Source organism: Catenuloplanes atrovinosus, assembly GCF_031458235.1.
Lineage (GTDB): Bacteria > Actinomycetota > Actinomycetes > Mycobacteriales > Micromonosporaceae > Catenuloplanes > Catenuloplanes atrovinosus.
In genome coordinates, this window is record NZ_JAVDYB010000001.1 from 8,550,204 (window position 1) to 8,566,623 (window position 16,420).

General features: G+C 67.5%; 14 protein-coding genes and 1 pseudogene. 7 read left to right on the forward strand and 8 right to left on the reverse strand.

Going from position 1 to position 16,420, the window contains the following annotated elements; translation table 11 throughout:
- Positions 1-361 precede the first annotated feature (361 nt).
- From J2S41_RS38250 to J2S41_RS38260, 3 genes and pseudogenes are all read right to left on the reverse strand, one after another.
- Entirely contained in the window at positions 362-664 is a 303-nt protein-coding gene (locus tag J2S41_RS38250) for a hypothetical protein (RefSeq protein WP_310375674.1), read from the reverse strand.
- Positions 665-1,635: 971 nt separating this feature from the next.
- Positions 1,636-2,568 carry a helix-turn-helix domain-containing protein gene (locus J2S41_RS38255; protein ID WP_310375676.1) on the reverse strand — a complete coding sequence of 311 codons (933 nt, stop codon included), beginning with the start codon at positions 2,566-2,568 and terminating at the stop codon, positions 1,636-1,638.
- A 195-nt stretch (positions 2,569-2,763) separates the two neighbouring features.
- Positions 2,764-2,859 (reverse strand): annotated as a pseudogene (locus J2S41_RS38260) (thioredoxin domain-containing protein); the annotation flags it as partial.
- Positions 2,860-2,881: 22 nt separating this feature from the next.
- Here J2S41_RS38260 and J2S41_RS38265 point away from each other — a divergent pair.
- Entirely contained in the window at positions 2,882-4,627 is a 1,746-nt protein-coding gene (locus tag J2S41_RS38265; protein ID WP_310375678.1) for a recombinase family protein, read from the forward strand.
- 637 nt (positions 4,628-5,264) lie between these two features.
- On the opposite strand, the gene J2S41_RS38270 is transcribed toward J2S41_RS38265, so the two are convergent.
- From J2S41_RS38270 to J2S41_RS38280, 3 genes are all read right to left on the reverse strand, one after another.
- Positions 5,265-6,068, reverse strand: coding sequence for a protein kinase family protein (locus J2S41_RS38270; protein ID WP_310375680.1), 804 nt, complete (start codon positions 6,066-6,068; stop codon positions 5,265-5,267).
- Between the two features lie 80 nt (positions 6,069-6,148).
- Complete coding sequence (locus tag J2S41_RS38275; protein ID WP_310375682.1) at positions 6,149-6,313, reverse strand: hypothetical protein; 165 nt, start codon at positions 6,311-6,313, stop codon at positions 6,149-6,151.
- A complete protein-coding gene (locus tag J2S41_RS38280; protein ID WP_310375684.1) occupies positions 6,310-7,434 on the reverse strand; it encodes a radical SAM protein in 1,125 nt (374 codons plus the stop codon). Before J2S41_RS38280 ends, J2S41_RS38275 begins: the two co-directional genes overlap by 4 nt.
- Before the next feature lie 641 nt (positions 7,435-8,075).
- Between J2S41_RS38280 and J2S41_RS38285 the strand changes: the two genes are divergently transcribed.
- From J2S41_RS38285 to J2S41_RS38295, 3 genes are all read left to right on the forward strand, one after another.
- Entirely contained in the window at positions 8,076-9,266 is a 1,191-nt protein-coding gene (locus J2S41_RS38285) for a hypothetical protein (RefSeq protein ID WP_310375686.1), read from the forward strand.
- Between the two features lie 17 nt (positions 9,267-9,283).
- Entirely contained in the window at positions 9,284-10,213 is a 930-nt protein-coding gene (locus tag J2S41_RS38290; RefSeq protein WP_310375688.1) for an inositol monophosphatase family protein, read from the forward strand.
- Positions 10,214-10,512: 299 nt separating this feature from the next.
- A complete protein-coding gene (locus J2S41_RS38295; RefSeq protein WP_310375690.1) occupies positions 10,513-11,106 on the forward strand; it encodes a recombinase family protein in 594 nt (197 codons plus the stop codon).
- A gap of 85 nt (positions 11,107-11,191) precedes the next feature.
- Here the strand turns inward: J2S41_RS38295 and J2S41_RS38300 are convergent, their stop codons facing one another.
- Entirely contained in the window at positions 11,192-11,455 is a 264-nt protein-coding gene (locus J2S41_RS38300) for a mycoredoxin (protein ID WP_310375692.1), read from the reverse strand.
- A 125-nt stretch (positions 11,456-11,580) separates the two neighbouring features.
- Here J2S41_RS38300 and J2S41_RS38305 point away from each other — a divergent pair, with 125 nt between their 5' ends.
- The 3 genes from J2S41_RS38305 to J2S41_RS38315 all read left to right on the forward strand — a co-directional run bounded on the left by J2S41_RS38305 (position 11,581) and on the right by J2S41_RS38315 (position 14,784).
- Positions 11,581-13,719, forward strand: coding sequence for an ATP-dependent DNA helicase UvrD2 (locus J2S41_RS38305; protein WP_310375693.1), 2,139 nt, complete (start codon positions 11,581-11,583; stop codon positions 13,717-13,719).
- A 129-nt stretch (positions 13,720-13,848) separates the two neighbouring features.
- A complete protein-coding gene (locus tag J2S41_RS38310; RefSeq protein WP_310375694.1) occupies positions 13,849-14,253 on the forward strand; it encodes a hypothetical protein in 405 nt (134 codons plus the stop codon).
- 165 nt (positions 14,254-14,418) lie between these two features.
- Positions 14,419-14,784 (forward strand): WhiB family transcriptional regulator, encoded by a 366-nt coding sequence (locus tag J2S41_RS38315; RefSeq protein ID WP_310375696.1) that lies wholly within the window; start codon positions 14,419-14,421, stop codon positions 14,782-14,784.
- 285 nt (positions 14,785-15,069) lie between these two features.
- Here J2S41_RS38315 and J2S41_RS38320 read toward each other — a convergent pair whose 3' ends face one another.
- The gene (locus J2S41_RS38320; protein ID WP_310375698.1) at positions 15,070-16,416 is read right to left on the reverse strand and encodes an ABC1 kinase family protein; all 1,347 of its coding nucleotides are present in this window, start codon (positions 16,414-16,416) and stop codon (positions 15,070-15,072) included.
- Between the last annotated feature and the right edge of the window lie 4 nt (positions 16,417-16,420).

A 16,420-nucleotide genomic window follows, 5' to 3' on the forward strand; every position in this document is an offset into this window, starting at 1 on the left:
CACGCGCCGTCCGCGCGGCACTCACGCGCCGTCCGCGCGGCGCTCACGCGCCGTCCGCGTGGCGCTCACGCCGTCCGCGCGGCACTCACGCGCCGTCCGCGCGGCGCTCACGCGCCGTCCGCGTGGCGCTCACGCCGTCCGCGCGGCACTCACGCGCCGTCCGCGCGGCGCTCACGCCTTCCGCGGCACTCACGCCCTCCGCGCGGGACTCACGCGCTCTCCGCGCGGCGTGCCGTCCGTGCGGGACTCGCGCGTCCCCTGCGTGCGGCCCCTCGCGCCCTCGGATCGCGCCCGTCGCGTGCTCTCCGCGCGTCGATCAGGCCGTATTCGCGTGATTGGAGATCAGACCGCCGGAATCCCGCTAGATCGACGCGCGTGGGGGGTGGGGGGTGTCGGGGAGGGGGTGCAGGTCGCGGGCCTGCCAGGCCTTGGGGTCGCCGACGCGGATGATCTTTACGCGCTGTCGGCCGGAGCGCACCGAGCCCATGGCGGACAGTGCTCGCGCGAGGTCCAGGGCGGCGGCCCGATCCTGTGCCAGGACGGTCTGGCGCCGGGGCTCGGGTGTGGTCCGCTCGTCACGCACCGACTTGCCGTCCGCCCACACGGACTCCATCGCCCCCGCCTCCACCGGCCGGATATCGGTGCGGACGATCAGATAGCGCATGATCCACTCCCCAGCGATGCCGTAACCCTCCGTGATGGCATCGTGCACTTCCCACCAGAGTGGAATTTGCAACCGTCCACCACGGACATGTCTATGACAGCCATTCGGCCCCGACAAGCGCCAGGATTTCCGGTTCGCCCAGCGCCACCCGATCGGGTGAAAACATCTCACTTTCCGTAATGTTCCTCGTATTGGTGGGTGGCCGCCACGTCCGTCGTGCGGACACTTGGACGGGCCAACCACCGGGAGGTGCCCACCACGGGCACGCCGAGGCGTCCGGGCGCGCCACCCCGGTGGGCGGTCACGTGGAGTGTCCGCAACACCGCCCATCGATACCGCGGTGCAGACCTCCGGTTGGTCCCGCCGACGTTCCGGTGGCACGTCGGGGCTCGTGCGGAGAAGCGCCGTACATGCCGGGGAGAAAGATCCGTCCGTGGTCATGGTGGCCGGCGTCCAGAGTCGATTCTCGGAGCGAAAAGCCCTCGATCGTCATGAAGCACGACGAGTTGATGATCGATTGTCTCGGCGAAGGACGATGATCGGCGGCCGTATACGTGAATGAGAGGAAATATCGGGCGCGGCGCGCCGACCACGCGTCCGAGGTTGCGCCCGCCGCACCGGACGGGTGAAGAGGCGAATCGGCGGCAGACCGCGAGAAGCGTCTGGTACGGAGATCTCGGCAGACCGGCTGCGGGCGGCGTCTGGCGAGTACGGGGTTTAGACCCCGGCGGAACCGGCTCCGGCGCGGCGGCCGGAGCGGAGCGCCAGCGGAGTCGGAGGCCGCCGCGCGGTTTGCCCGCGGGAGCATGCGGGCCGCACCAGGCCGGGAGCGGGAATATCGGGTTTCAAGGTCGTCCCGGAACCGGCGCAGTGCCCGCGGGCCGCACCGCGCCGGAACCGGGAGTCGAGGTCCGCGATCGTCCCGGGTCGGCACGACGCACGCGGCTCCCGGCCGCGAGGCAGGCGGAAAGCTAGATCTCCGACGGCCGCCGCTGCCCCGGTGGGCGGGCCGCCGTGTGCAGGGTTTCCGCCGCCTCGGTGAGCCAGTCCATCGAGTCCTCCGGGGAGAGGGCCGCGTCGCGGAGCCAGTCGTAGACGGTGGCGTAGTGGCGGACCTCGTGGGGCTCGTTGACGAACATGTCCCGTTCGAGGGTTTCGACGGCGACCGTCTCCGGGTCCTGCGGGTCGGCGAAACGGTACATCGAGAAGCTGGTGTGGACGAGGTACCAGTTCGCGATGGTGGCCGAGTTCGGCAGGATGCGGATCGTGACGTTGGGCAGGGAGCCGATGCGGCGGAGGTGGGCCGCCTGGCCGCGGAGGATCTCGGGTGGGCCGGCCCGGCCGGTGAGCGCGGTGTCCTCGAGGACCGCGTCGTAACGTGGCGCGTCGAGGCGGCGGGTGAGCAGGGCCTGGCGGGCGATGCGGGCGTGGATCTGGTTCTCCAGGGCCTCCGGGTTCTGGCCGTCGACGCCGGGGTTGGCCAGCGGGCGGGCGGAGACCAGGCGGAGGCGCGCGTACTCCGGGGTCTGGAGCAGGCCGGGGATGTGGCAGGGCGCGTACTCCCGGATGTCGACGCAGCCGGCCTCCAACTCGGCCCAGTCGCGTTGCTGCGGGGTCATCACCGGGTACGCCCGGAGCCAGGCGCGGGTGTTGCCGGCGTCCCGCGTGATCGCTATCAGCTCGTCGCGGGACGGGCCGGACACGCCGTAGAGGTCGAGCAGGTCGAGCACGTCGCCGAGGTCCGGGCGGCTGCGGCCGTTCTCCAGGCGCGAGAGCTTGGACGCGGAGGCCCAGCCGATCCGCTCGATGACCTGGTCGCCGGTGAGGCCGGCGGTCTCGCGCAGCCGACGCAGCGCCTGTCCGAGCCGGCGTCGCCGCACGATCGGGCTCGGGGCAGGGGCCACTGCAACCTCCACGCGTCGTCAATCGTTCCGCCAGCGTCCATTATGAACCGCCTCATTGTTGCGCGGGGGCCATGGGACGTGCGTGTTGGTCAATTGTCGAGCGCGCAGAACAATAGAAATACGCACTTATCCACCGAATGCTACGGCCGCCGATCGTAAATGATCACGATCGGCGGCCGTATATCGCTGAGAGCGTTACGCGGTGAGCGCGGCGAGGTGCGCCTTCACCTGAATGATCGACGGGTTGGTGAGCGCGGAGCCGTCCTCGAACCGCACGGTGGGCACGGTCTGTAGAGTTGCCCCACTGGCTGAGGTGATCAGCCAGCAAGGGGAGGAACCATTGAACAAGCCAAGAGCCCTGGGTGTCGTCCGCCTCTCGGTCTCGAACGAGAACCAGACGGGCGAGGAGACACAGCGTAGGCGCATCACGAAGAGGGCCGAGAGCGACGAGATGGAGATGGTCGGCTGGGCGGTCGACATCGACGTCTCCGGCTCCACGTCGCCGTGGATGCGTCCGTCCATCGGTAACTGGCTCACGAACCGCAAGGACGAGTTCGACCACATCATCGTCTTGAAGATCGACCGGATCGCTCGGTCGGTCCGCCACCTCACGGAGCTGATGGAGTGGTGCTCGAAGCACGGCAAGGGCCTCATCTCGTGCGAGGAGGGCTTCGATCTGTCCAAGCCGTGGGGGAAGGTGGTCGTCCAGATCCTCGCGGTTGTGGCGGAAGCTGAGCTGGACGCGATCACCGCACGGATCAGAGCTTCGCGGGAGGCGATGCGGCAGCAGGGACGGTGGCCAGGCGGTCTGGTTCCGTTCGGCCGACGGTCCGTGAAGGGCTCAGACGGCTTCACGCTGGAGCTTGATCCCGAGTACGGTCCCGTCCTCAAGGAGATGATCCGGCGATTCATCGACACGCCCAGCTTCTCGGGGGTGGCGCAATGGCTCAACGAGCAGGAGATCCCCACGGTCCAGGACATCGCTCGTCTCCGGTCGGCCAGAGGTGAGAGCACGACGCGTCTGATCGCTCCGGAGGCCAGAGGCAGGAAGTGGCTGCCGAACGCGGTTCAGGCGATCCTCACCAACCGGTCTCTCCTGGGCGAGTACCAGACGGCCGATGGTTCCGTTCTGCGAGGTGACGACGGCGCACCCATCATGAGATCGCAGCCGGTCCTCGGCATGGAGGAGTGGGCCGTCCTCCAGGACGCGGTGAACTCCGTGAAGTACAAGAAGCCGCGAGGGTCATCCTCCGCCCTGCTCGGAGTCGCGTTCTGCCTCACGTGCGGCAATCCCCTGTACTTCACGAAGGCGGAGCCGGCCCGTAGCAGAAAGGCGCGATACCGATGCCATGGCAACAAGAGCAAGGGGCAGCCAGCGTGCAAGGGTGCGGCGCTCACTGCGGAGCGCCTGTACGCGTGGCTGGAGGAGTTGCTTCTCATACAGATCGGCGACCTGGAGATCATGGAGTCGGTCACGAAAGCGGGTGACGACGAGCAGGCCCGCAAGCTCGCGATCATCGACGGCGAGATGAACCAGCTCACGAAGGAGTTCCGGGCTGGTCGCCTCGAAGCAGTGGCCTACGCCTCCCAGGTTGCCCAGCTTGCCAACGACCGGGAGCAGGCGTTGAAGGCCGGTAAGGCCAAGCCGGTGACCCAATGGGTCCCAACAGGGGAGACCTACGGCAACTGGTGGAAAAGGTCAACCGAGGAGGAGCGGCGGGAGTTCCTGACCAGGCGTGGGTTCAAGGCGTATGCCGGTATGGGCTTGCTCGTAATCACTCCCGGGGATCTGCTTGGCTTCCTTGAGCAGCGTCAAGCAATCAGTTTCGGTGACGTGCCTGCCGAAGCCTTCGGTAAGCCGCATCTCTGGTGGGATAGAGGCGATTATGAGACCCTCGAAGAGGCGAAGGACAAGCTTTACGCCTCGGGCTTCTTCACCCGGTTCTTTCAGGACCTGCCAGCCGATGCGCCACGCGCGATCATTGATGTAAGCGATAACCTTTACCTGCCTCGGAATAGCGAATCCGACGCAATCGCAGATACCCGCTTGTCGAGTTAGTCGATGCGTTATGGGCTCTCTTCGGAGAGCCTATAACCGTCTATATGCGCTTCCTTCATGGCTCAGGCTTGGCTCGGGTGTTATATCAATATTCCGGGCGGCGGGCTTTTCCTTCGCTGGTTATCGGATATTACCCAGAAGCCCCCGTAGGGGGTCATTGGCAGCTATGCGGCTAAACCGTAAACGGCTATAGCGGCTATGGAGCTGAAATTGTAAACGGTTGGCTGGGTTAACGGTAAGCGGCTAAACCAGCTTTGCAGTAGAAGACCCCGTAGGGGTCTATACAAAGGGTAAACAGCATAACTGCGAAGCAGTTATTCCGGTTTCGCACGCGCGCGAGGCCGCAGGTTTGGGCTGGTCGAGGGTGGGCTGGAGGGTCGGATCGCCGCTCTCGACATCCGCCACCGCCTCAGCGGCCTTCTGGCGTGCTGGGTGGGTCTACCCTAGACCCGGGTACCCTCCAGGCTCGTTCGGGCCGCAGCGTGGATCTCAGGCCCCCTGGCGACCCCGTCATGATCTTCGGTGGGGGCGTCGGTAGCCAACTCTTGAGCATACCGCCGTCGGTCCCTGCTGAGCAACCAGGGTGCTCCGCGCTGAGGGTCTTCTGTCGGCACATTGCTTTGCCGCAGACGTCGGGTTAGCAACGTAGCCGGAATGCCTCCCATTCGGCCGAGGCGTCAACCATGCGCTCGGTCCAGGGATCTGTGCTGCCCTTGCCGATATGAGACCATAGCCTCGCGTTTGCTGTTGCAAACTCGTTGAGTCCTTCGGCTGTCGCCATTTGCCATGTCGGCACTTTGCTTGCCCAGCGTTCGGCCGAGGGTGGCTGATGCCCGGATGCGATAAGCCAAATTACCCAGTAGGCGGCATCGAGCCATGGGGCACCTCGGGTGGCCCATCCCCAATCAACGATCCGAGCTTTCCCTTTGTATACGATGATGTTGGCGTTGTTAAGATCGGTGTGCAGTAGGGAGTCGCCGATGAAGTGGTGAACGCTACCGGGGCGAACGTAGGCTTGAAGTCGCTGGCCGGCATCCCGCAACTCAATGTCCGGGCGCGGGATTTCGCTCATCTGGGTTAAGAGGTCGACGACTACCGGGACATGAAATGAGCTGGGGCTGTAATCGGCCACGCTGCCTTGCAACATCTCGAAGACGAGTACGTCCCAGCCGTCTTTCACGACTCGCCCATGAAGCTTCGGCGCAACTGCGTGCACGTGCGGCGCGACTTCGGCTTCTCTTGCCTGCGTCCATGACCATCGGTCGCCGGATCGGAGCGCCTTGACGAAGAAATGCCCCTTGGCGCTCGCCAGTTTCACCCCCACCGCGCTGTTGAAGCCTTCGGCTACCGGCTCAACGGTGATCGGGGTTCCTGTGATCTGCTCAATGGCGGCACGGGTCCCTACGGGCAGGGCGTCATACGAGACTCGATGAACTGACATGTGAACTTCCTGGTCGACCGGATGGCCCTGGGACGTCTGGCACGACAACGCCCCAGGGCCTTACCGGGTTGTGGCCGTGCCTAGCGGTAGGGGTTGTCGTCGCCGCAACCGCGCTGGTTGCCGCCGGTCAGGTCGTCGATCTGCGTGATGACGACCCCGGTGGGCTCCGGCGCGGGCACCGAGCGGATCACGGTGCTGAGCGCCTGCTGCGGGCGGCTGATGATCTCGACCGGGACGGGGCTCATGAAGCCTCCTTCATGCCGTGCTGACAGTAGTGACTGAGTGGAGCCTTCGCCTCCTGGTACACCCGTGCCATGGGTCGGCATACCCGGCAGGTGGATGAGAGCTTGCAGCCCGTGCATCCACCTGTGCGAAGCATCTGGGCGTCTGCGATGCCGGGCAGACGCAATAGCCCTTGCGGGCCTTCGGTGATCAAGCTGATGGGGTTGTCCCGGCCGACCTTGCACATCGTCGCGAAACCGTGCGGGTCGACGTGGAACGACGTGTGTCCCGCCGGGCAGCCCTGGAAGACATCGCTCTTGCCGATCAGGTCGGGAACCTGCGCAGCGAGCGTCGAACCCTTGCCGGTGTAGGTCGGCGAGATGGAGGCGTACTCCTTGAACCGCAGGCCGAGATCTCGCACCATCGCTCGCATCTCGTCCAGCTCGGCGACGTTGTGCTTGGTGATGATCAGGGTGACATCGACGGGAAGCCCGGCTTCAGCCGCCGCGACGAGCCCGCGATAGGCGTTCTTGAACGCCCCTCGTGTCTGCGTCAGGGCGTCGGCGGTCTCCGGGCTTGCCCCGTACATCGACACGGTGATCTTGTGCGGCTGACGCCTTCTGAACGCGTCCAGCAGGTCTTCCCGGTGGAGGCGGGAGCCGTTGGTCAAGATCTCCATCATCATCCCGGCCGCGTGGGCCCGCTCGTACGCAGGCACGAAGTCCGGGTCGATGAGCGGTTCGCCGCCGGTGATCTCAAACCAGATCACGCCCATGTCGCGCAGCATGTCGATCAGGCGAAGCTTGTCCGCGAGCGGTAGTCCGGCGAAGGGCCGTTGTTCGAGGTAGCAGTGCTCACAGGAGAAGTTGCATCCCTTGTTGATCTCCCATGAGGCGCGGCTGTACGTGACCGGCAGGACCGACGGTGGCCGGACCACAAGCGCCTCATTGACCGGGCGCGCCGCCAGGTCCAATCCCCACGCCTGTCGCGCTACCTCGGCGAACCAGCCGGGCGTGACCGCGTTCTGATCGGCCAGGTTGGCAAGCTCGGCGTAGTACCTGGAGGGAAGCTGCATAGCCGCGTTCTGACCCGCCCGGACAGCGATGAACTTGTCCTCCTGCGGACTGACGATTGCCTGGTACATCGGTCCTCCTGTCCTGGTCAGTGGTGGCGCGTGAGCGCGGGCGGGCGTGACGGGGGCGGGGGCATCCGCCACGCCCGCCCACTCCCGTCAGGAGGGCCGGCTCATGACGGGCTTCGAGAGGGCTCGGATTTCAGCGGGAGGTCGCGTCGACCAGGCGGTTAGGCGTTCGGGGAATCCAGCCCATGAACCGAGGCCAGAAGTCGATGTCGGCGAGCTTGGGGTGCCGGACCGCATCCGCGATGGCTTCATGCATGTGGGCTGCCATGTACATCCGGAGTAGGAGCCGTGAATGCCGGAAGGTCCTCAACAGCGCAGCGCGTCTCTCCTCGCACGGCCACGCCTGACCACAGCTCGACACCTTGCACGTCCAGCCGGGTCGCGAGGGAGCGTGGAGAGTCGCTGTCTCAGCCACCGGTTCTCCTCCTGACCGTTGCCGCCCGCCGCCCCTCGCTCGGATGCTGAGAGCGGCGGGCGGGGCACTGGTGTGTCGATGAGGTGCCTCGACGCGAAAACGATCGCATCTGCGCAAGCTCGGACACACCTCTGTGGTCGGTCATGGACGATCGGATCTGTGTGTAGGGCTGAGCTGCGGATACGCCCATGATCGATGCGGCTTGCCCATTCGAGTGGGCAACAGTAGCGTGGCCGTCACGACCGGTGATGACGGATGGCTCGGCATCGGTGACGGAGAGGCCGGAATGGGCGCAGCGGCACAACGCAGCCAGTCCCCGCAGGCGCGCGGACGAGAGCTGGCACGGCAGGGCAAGGATCTCTACATCGAGTTCGGGTCGGTCAGCGCCGCCGCTCGCGAGCTGATGAACCGGCACCAGGATCTGCCCAGCATCCAGGCACATCGGTACGCGGCGGGGCTGTCACAGGATCAAGCCGCAGCCCGGTACAACACCGTTGCCGGTAATCAGACGACTCTTGGTGGAACGACCATCAACGCGTGGGAGAGCTGGGCGCGAGCGCGGGGAAGCGCGGGAGCCGGATCGCCACCGTCGTTCGCCAGTCTGCTGATCCTCGCGACCGCGTACGGGCGTGGCCCGCATGGCACCGCAGACGAGACCATCTCGCCGAGTGACCTTGTGCAAGAGGCGTACGAGAAGCTGGCTCCCGAGGACCAACTCGCGCTGAAGAGCGTGGCCGCTCGTCCCTCCATGACCGCCACCAGCGACGCGCTCCAGCCGCGTAACGCCGTCGTCGGCGGGTCGCCGGGCGTGGACAACATCATCGGGCCGGACTTCAACCTCCAGGCGCCTACGATCGACAACGGGAATCCAGCCATCTGTGCGTTCTCGTTGCCCAACCCGAATCCGGGCCAGCTACTCGATCTCACCTGGAACACGTTCGGCTTCGGCGTCCAACGCCTGATGAAGCAGATCAAGAGCCTCGGACGACGGCTCAACGCCGACATCTGCTTCGGGGTCAACGAGGCGGGTCTGGTGATGGCGACCTTCCTCGCCTCAGCCCAGTTCAACCGGTCCGCTATCGGGTACCTCCGGTGCCACCGGGTGAAGAACGAGGTGACCTTCACCAAGGAGTCCCACTACCCGGAGACGGTCGAAGCGCCAGTCATCGTCATCTGCGACTTCGAGGTGAAGCACGCGGACGTGGTGGGCTTGGTGGCGCGTGAGCTGCGAGCCCGCTACCCGGGAGCGGAACTGTACTTCGCCGTCTTCGGCGCGATGACGAAGGGCAACTCGTTGGAGGTAGAGAGCTTCGACGATCTGACCGGAGCGACGATTATGAAGGCCGCTAACTTCGAGGCCGTATTCATCGCCGCGACCATGAGCCCACCCGGCATCGAACCACCGCTTGAGCTGCGTTGACCGTTGGAGAGGCACTGATGGATCAAGCCAGGAACGTTCCCCCGCAGGCCATGAAGATCGCCGAGATGGTCAGGTCGGTGATGCTGGAACTGCGACCCCGCCTCGTAGAGGCTGCGCTGACCGGCCGGCGGGGCGAGAGCGAGAACCTGCGCCACGCGGACAACTTCCTGTCTGAGCACGACCTGTGGATGCACCAGCGTTACCGGGAACTCCTCACCCCTGTTCTCGGCACGTTCGTCTACGCATCGGAGGAAGCAGAGCCGGAGGTGATCGGCGACGACCCCGATCCTGATCTGTGCGTGCTGGTGGACCCGCTCGACACGAGCGAACTCGCCGTGCGGGGTGTGCTCGGCTACACGCACGTCATGGTCTACTCGCGTACTGCGGCCCAACCGGTGATCGCCGTTGTCGGCGACATCTTCCACCACCTTCAGCTCTACGTCGGCGCACGGGATGAACAGGGCATCGACCGAGCCTTCGTCGTGACCGCAGATGGCGAGACCTACGAACTCGGTCCGCGTCCACCAAAGCGGCTCGCCGAGTCGATGGTGACCAACTTCCTGATGAAGCCGGGTGAACGCTTCCTCCCGCTCTCGCAGAAGACTCAGCTCATGAACACCCTCGACGAGCCGTCAGAGGACGGCAAGAGCCGGGGACGTATCGGCGTGGACTTCGGCTCCGTCAGCCTCTGTCACGTCGCCGCAGGCATGACCGAGGCCGTCATCGAGTTTGCCAAGGGCTTCGCCGTCTGGGACCTCGCGCCAGGCCACTACATCCTGCACGCCGCCGGAGGAACCGTGCTCGACCTGGACGGCGCTCCCGTACCGCTCGACTATCGCTTCGGCTCGTTCGACGAGATCACCAAGGCCATGGACCGGCGACAGCGGTTCGTCGCTGCGGGAAGTAGCGAACTAGCGGCGGAAATTGTCACTGCGCTTCGCTCCTGACGGAGGCATTTGACCAGCTCAGGGGTTGTGCAGGCTCGTTCTAACCCGTTCAGAAAGACTCTGAAACTGTGGCGGAATCTGAGCTGCTATTACCTGCCGGTCCTCGGATGAAGGCGTTAGGGGTCATACCCCCACCCTCATGTGCAGGCAAACGTCCTGCTCGGAGGGTGTTCAAAAACGAAGGATTATGAGACGGCTCTGCCGGAGGGCTGAGCGAGGCTGAGACCTTGTCCATAACCCGTCTCGAAACGTGGCTTGCGGGCTTGATGTTTCGAGACGAGTTATGAGACAGTCTGTGCATGGCGATACCCGCTGGCGTCGGCCAGCTCATTGGATATGCCCGTGTCTCCACCAATGCACAGGACGCACAGCTACAGCGAGACGCACTCGCTGAAGTCGGGTGTGCCCGGGTCTTCGAGGACAAGGCGAGCGGCAAGAACACCGACCGCGTGGGCCTCGCTGCCGCGTTGGACTATGCGCGGCCTGGCGACACCCTGTGCGTCTGGAAGTTGGACCGTCTCGGTCGTTCGGTGAAGGACGTTCTCACCATCGCGGACGATCTCCATGGGAGGGACATCGGGCTGCGCATCCTCACCGGCAAGCTCTCCGGGGTCTATACGCCTACCGGTGAGGGCAAGTTCTTCTTCACCATGATGGCCGCCTTCGCGGAGCTGGAGCGTGACATCATCCGCGAGCGCACCCGCGCGGGGCTGGATGCCGCGAAGGCTCAGGGGCGGACCGGCGGGCGGCCAACGGTCGTCAATGAAGACATCTTGACGGTTGCGCGCGCTCGGCGGGCGAAGGGTGAGAGCGTCAACTCCATCGCCAAGGTGCTGGGAGTCTCGCGGGCGACGCTGCATCGGCACCTCGCGGAGCCCGCAGAGGGGCACTGAGCCGCGAGCCTGCGACACGGGGAGGCCGGTTGTCGACCGTCCGCGTACCGCAGGCTCAGGCGATCTCAGGTCTGTCGAGCTGCGATCAAGCGACCGGAGCCGTACCCGCGATGGCTTCCTTGACTTGCTTGATCGTCGGGTTTGTCATTACGATTTCGCTTCCGCCAGTTGGGGGAACAATGCGGACCGTGGGAACGGTCTGGTTGCCGCCGTTCACGCCGCGGACGAACGCGGCCGCCTCCTCGTCCGCCTCGATGTCCACCACCCGGTAGCCGATGCCCTCGCGGTCGAGCTGCGACTTCAGGCGGTGGCAGTAGCCGCACCAGCTCGTCGAGTACATGGTCAACATCGCAGGCTCACTCCTCATGGCAGACGCTGGTCACCCGATCATCACCCTCAACCAGCGATGATGTGCGGATAATCCCGCGCCCGGCGTGCGGTCGCGGCGCCGATCATGTCCTAGGCTCGGACGCCGTGGGTGACAGCGTCATATCCGGGCTCGACCCGGATCAGCTCAGGGCGGTGACCGCGCCCGCCGGCGCGGTGTGCATCCTGGCCGGCGCGGGCACGGGGAAGACCCGGGCCATCACCCACCGGATCGCGCACCGCGTGGTGTCCGGCGAGATCGCCGCCCGGCACGTGCTGGCGGTCACGTTCACCGCACGCGCCGCGGCGGAGATGCGCGCCCGGCTGGCCGCGCTCGGCGTGCCCGGCGTGCAGGCCCGGACGTTCCACGCGGCCGCGCTGCGCCAGGTTCGCTACTTCGCGCCCCGGATCCTGGACGGCCGGGCGATGCCGCGGCTTCTGGAGAGCAAGGCGCGGCTGGTCACGCTGGCCGCCGGGCGGGCCGGCGTGCGCGCGGACCGGATCACCGCGCGGGACCTGGCCGGCGAGATCGAGTGGGCCAAGTCGTCCCTGGTCGAGCCGGGGGAGTACCCGGTCGCCGCGGTCAAGGCGACGCGCGAGCCGCCGCTGGCGCCGGAGCGGGTCGCGGAGGTGTTCGCGGAGTACGAGCGGCTCAAGCGCGCCCAGGGCGTAATCGACTTCGAGGACATGCTGCGCGCCGCGGTCTGGGGCATCGAGGAGCACGCGGACGTGGCCGAGGAGATCCGGTCGCAGTACCGGCACCTCGTGGTCGACGAGTACCAGGACGTGAACCCGCTGCAGCAGCGCCTGCTCGACGCCTGGCTGGGCGGACGGGACGACCTCACCGTGGTGGGCGACGCCAGCCAGACCATCTACTCGTTCACCGGCGCCACCTCGTCGTACCTGATCGACTTCGCCCGCCGGTTCCGGGACGCGACCGTGATCCGGCTGACCCGCGACTACCGGTCCACGCCGCAGGTGGTCGGGCTGGCCAACGCGGTGATCGCGGCGGCCCGGGGTGCGGAGGCGCGGCTGCGGCTGGAGCTGGTCGGCCAGCGCCCGCCGGGGCCGGAGCCGGAGCTGCGGATCTTCGCGGACGAGCCGGACGAGGCGGCCGCGGTGGCGCGCCGGTGCGTGGAGCTGATCAGGTCGGGCGTGCCGGCGCGGGAGATCGCGGTGCTGTTCCGGACGAACGCGCAGTCCGAGGCGTACGAGGCGGCGTTCACCGACGCGCGCGTGCCGTACGTGGTGCAGGGCGCGGAGCGGTTCTTCGAGCGCGCCGAGATCCGCCAGGCGATGGTCGCGCTGCGCGCCGCCACCCGGTCCACGCCGTCCGGCACGCCCTTGCGTACCGCCGTGGTGGACGCGCTGGCCGCGACCGGCTGGGCGCCGGACACGCCACCGCCGGGCGGCGCGGCGCGCGAGCGGTGGGAGGCGCTGGCCGCGCTGGTGCAGCTCGCGGAGGAGTTCGCGGCGGTCCCGGAGATCCAGCCGATCGGCGAGGGCGGGGCCGTGCAGCGGGACGCGACGCTGGCCGGCTTCAACGACGAGCTGGCCCGGCGCGCGGCGCAGCAGCACGCGCCCGCGCTGGAGGGCGTCACGCTGGCCTCGCTGCACTCCGCGAAGGGCCTGGAGTGGGACGCGGTGTTCCTGGTCGGGCTCGCGGACGGCACGCTGCCCACCGCGTACGCGCGGACGCCCGAGGCGCTGGAGGAGGAGCGCCGGCTGCTCTACGTGGGCGTCACCCGCGCCCGCCACTGGCTGTGGCTCTCCTACGCGCAGAGCCGGTCGCCGGGTGGCCGGCCGCGGCGCCCCTGCCGGTTCCTGCCGAGCTTCGAGCGGCCGTCGCCGGGCCGGCCCGCGCAGGAGAGTCGGAAACCTGACCGGCGCCGGGTCCCGGTCGCGTCCTGCCGGGTCTGCGGGGCCACGCTGCTGGCCGGCGCGGACCGCAAGCTGGGGCGCTGCCCGAACTGCCCCAGCGACCTGGACGAGGAGCTCTACGAGCGGCTGGTCGACTGGCGCGCGCGGGTCGCCGGCGGGCAGAAAGTTCCTGCGTACGTGGTGTTCACGGACGCGACGCTGGTGGCGCTGGCCGAGCGGCGGCCGAGCCGGCCCGAGCAGCTGCTGGAGATCGCCGGGATCGGGCCGCGCAAGCAGCGGCTGTACGGGGAGACCGTGGTGGCCCTGATCGGCGGCGCGACCGTCGATGACGTGACCGTCCAAAAAACTTCTGAGAACCCGCGTTAATTCGTTTGCCCTCTCGCACGGGAGGGGCATAGCCTCAGATCACACCTCACCGGCAGCGGGTCTTCTTGCTGCTCGGAGGGGTTGGAAACCGTATTCGTCAACGGCTAGTGGAGAGAGAAGGTGACCCCCGTGGAGATCTACACGATGCTGCAGATCCCATCGATGTCCCCTGCCCTCCTGCTGTCCGTTGCCGGTCCGGTCCGGTCCGAGTGCCCCGTGGCGCCCGCGTCCTCGCCGACGCATGTGTCCCCGTGGCAGGTCCGGTCGATCGTGTCCGACGTGCCGCAGCGACCGCAGGTGGATCAGGTCCGCACCCAGGCCGAACTGGTGCGGGACCCGCAGTCGGTGGCATATGGCGCGCTCGATGCCCAGGGCACCGGTGTGTCCCTGGTCAACAGCGGCAACGAGTCCCTTCAGGGCCGCAATGGCTCTATGGGAAGCAACAAGATCTCGGGCAACAAGGGCATGACCGTCGAGACGAAGCGAGCCTTCGGCGGTGCCCGCGGTGTTCCACCTCGAGGAAGGCCGGTCTGACACTCAGACCAACCGGCTCACCTCGAGGCCGCGGAACCCGCTTACCGGGATCCGCGGCCTTCGTCATTTTCAGAAGCCCGCACCTCGGGTTCGGAAATGACTCCGACCCCCGTACGAAGTCGGAAGCGATCTACGAGATCGAAGCGAGAGAGAGGTGACCGGGCGATGAGTCTGGCCCTTGCCGTGCTCGACACGAACGTCGAGCTGGAGGCGAACCTGCCCTGTCGGAAGTTCGACCCCGACCTGTGGTTCTCGGATGTCCCGGCCGAGCTCGAGCTGGCGAAGTCGCTCTGCGGGGACTGCCCGCTGCGCAACGCCTGCCTGGCCGGCGCCGTGGACCGCGCGGAGCCGTGGGGCGTCTGGGGTGGCGAGATCTTCGAGCGTGGCGCGGTCGTTCCGCGCAAGCGGCCCCGTGGCCGTCCGCGCAAGGAGGACGCCGCGCGCGACGCCGAGCTGCGCACCGAGGTCGAGGCGCGGATGGAGGCCAGTGGTCTGGCCGAAACCCGCAGCAACGTCCGGCTGGCGGCCTGACATGCACCCGATCAGCGTCGACGCCGGTCACCGACCGGCACTGCACCTCGAGATGAACACCGGAATCACTGCTTCCCCGAACGGAGCCGGCAAGATGCAACTACTTCACGAAGCGCTGTCGAGGGTACGAATGCGACAGCCTCAGTCCGTGACCCGGAGCGCTGAGGCACCTCGATCCGCCCGTCGCGTCGCGATGGAGGCCCGCCAGCGGGCCGCCCGCGAACTGCGCGGATAACCATTCGGTATTCACCGCCCCTCGGCCGCACCGCGGCCGAGGGGCCTTTCTCATGCCGAGAAGCCCGGCAGCCACTCCTCGACGATGTCGCGGTAGCGCGCCTTCGCCTCCAACTGGGAGAGCACGCCGATCGAGCCCATCGTCACGCGGTGCAGCAGCAGGTAGGACGGCGGCAGGTTGAGGTGCCGGCTGAGCTGGTAGGCCGGGCTCCTCGGGTTGCCCAGCCGGACCGCCTCGCCGCGCAGCCAGGCGCGGGTGAACTGGAACTCCTCCTCGACCACCGGCGCCAGCATCGGCCGCAGGAAGTCCAGCAGCGCGGGCCCGTCCAGGTTGTCGTCGTCCGGCTTGACGAAGCCCTCCTCGACCAGGCCGGCCAGCACGCCGTCCGCGTCACCGGCGAGCGCCAGCGAGAGCAGCCGGCCGACCGGCTCGGGCAGGCCGTCCGGCAGCCGCGCCACCGCGCCGAAGTCGATCACACCGAGCCGGCCGTCCGGGAGAATCCGGAAGTTGCCGGGGTGCGGGTCCGCGTGCAGCAGGCCGCAGCGCCGGGGCGCGGAGAAGTGGAGCACCGCCATCAGCCGGCCGGCCTCGTCGCGCTCCTCCTGCGTGCCGCCGGAGATGACGGCGGAGAGTGGGGTGCCGTCGATCCACTCGGTGACCAGCACGTGCGGGGTGGCGCGGATCACCTCGGGGACGTAGATGTCCGGGTCCTTCGCGTACCCGGCGTGGAAGGCGCGCTGGGTCTCCGCCTCCAGCTCGTAGTCGAGCTCCTCGGTTATCCGCTCACGCAGCTCGACGATCAAGGGCTTCACGTCGATGCCGGGCTGGATCGCGCGGAACATGCCGGCCATCCGGGACAGCTGCTTCAGGTCGGAGAGCAGTGCGTCGCCGGCACCCGGGTACTGGATCTTCACGGCGACGGCGCGGTCCGGCGTGCGCCTCCGGCCGCGGCCCGGGGGTGGCGAGCGCCACACCGCGCGGTGCACCTGCCCGATGCTCGCCGCGGCGGCCGGCACGTCGTCGAACTCGGCGAAGTTCGCCCGCCAGTCGTCGCCCAGCTCGGCCGCGAGCACCCGGTGCACGCTGGCGGCGGGCAGCGGGGGAGCGGCCTCCTGCAGCTTGGTCAGCGCCTGACGGTACGGCCCGGCCAACTCGTCCGGCAGCGCGGCCTCGAACACCGAGAGCGCCTGCCCGAACTTCATCGCACCGCCCTTGAGCTGCCCGAGGACGCTGAACAGCTGCTCGGCCGTACGCTGCTGGATCTCGGCGGATATGACGTCGGAGGCCATGCCGGTGACGCGCTTCCCCAGCCCGAGCACGGTCCGGCCGGCGAAGCCGAGCGGAAGACTGGCGAGCTTGGCGGTGCGAGCGGCCGCCCGTCGGGGAATATCGGTCACCAGA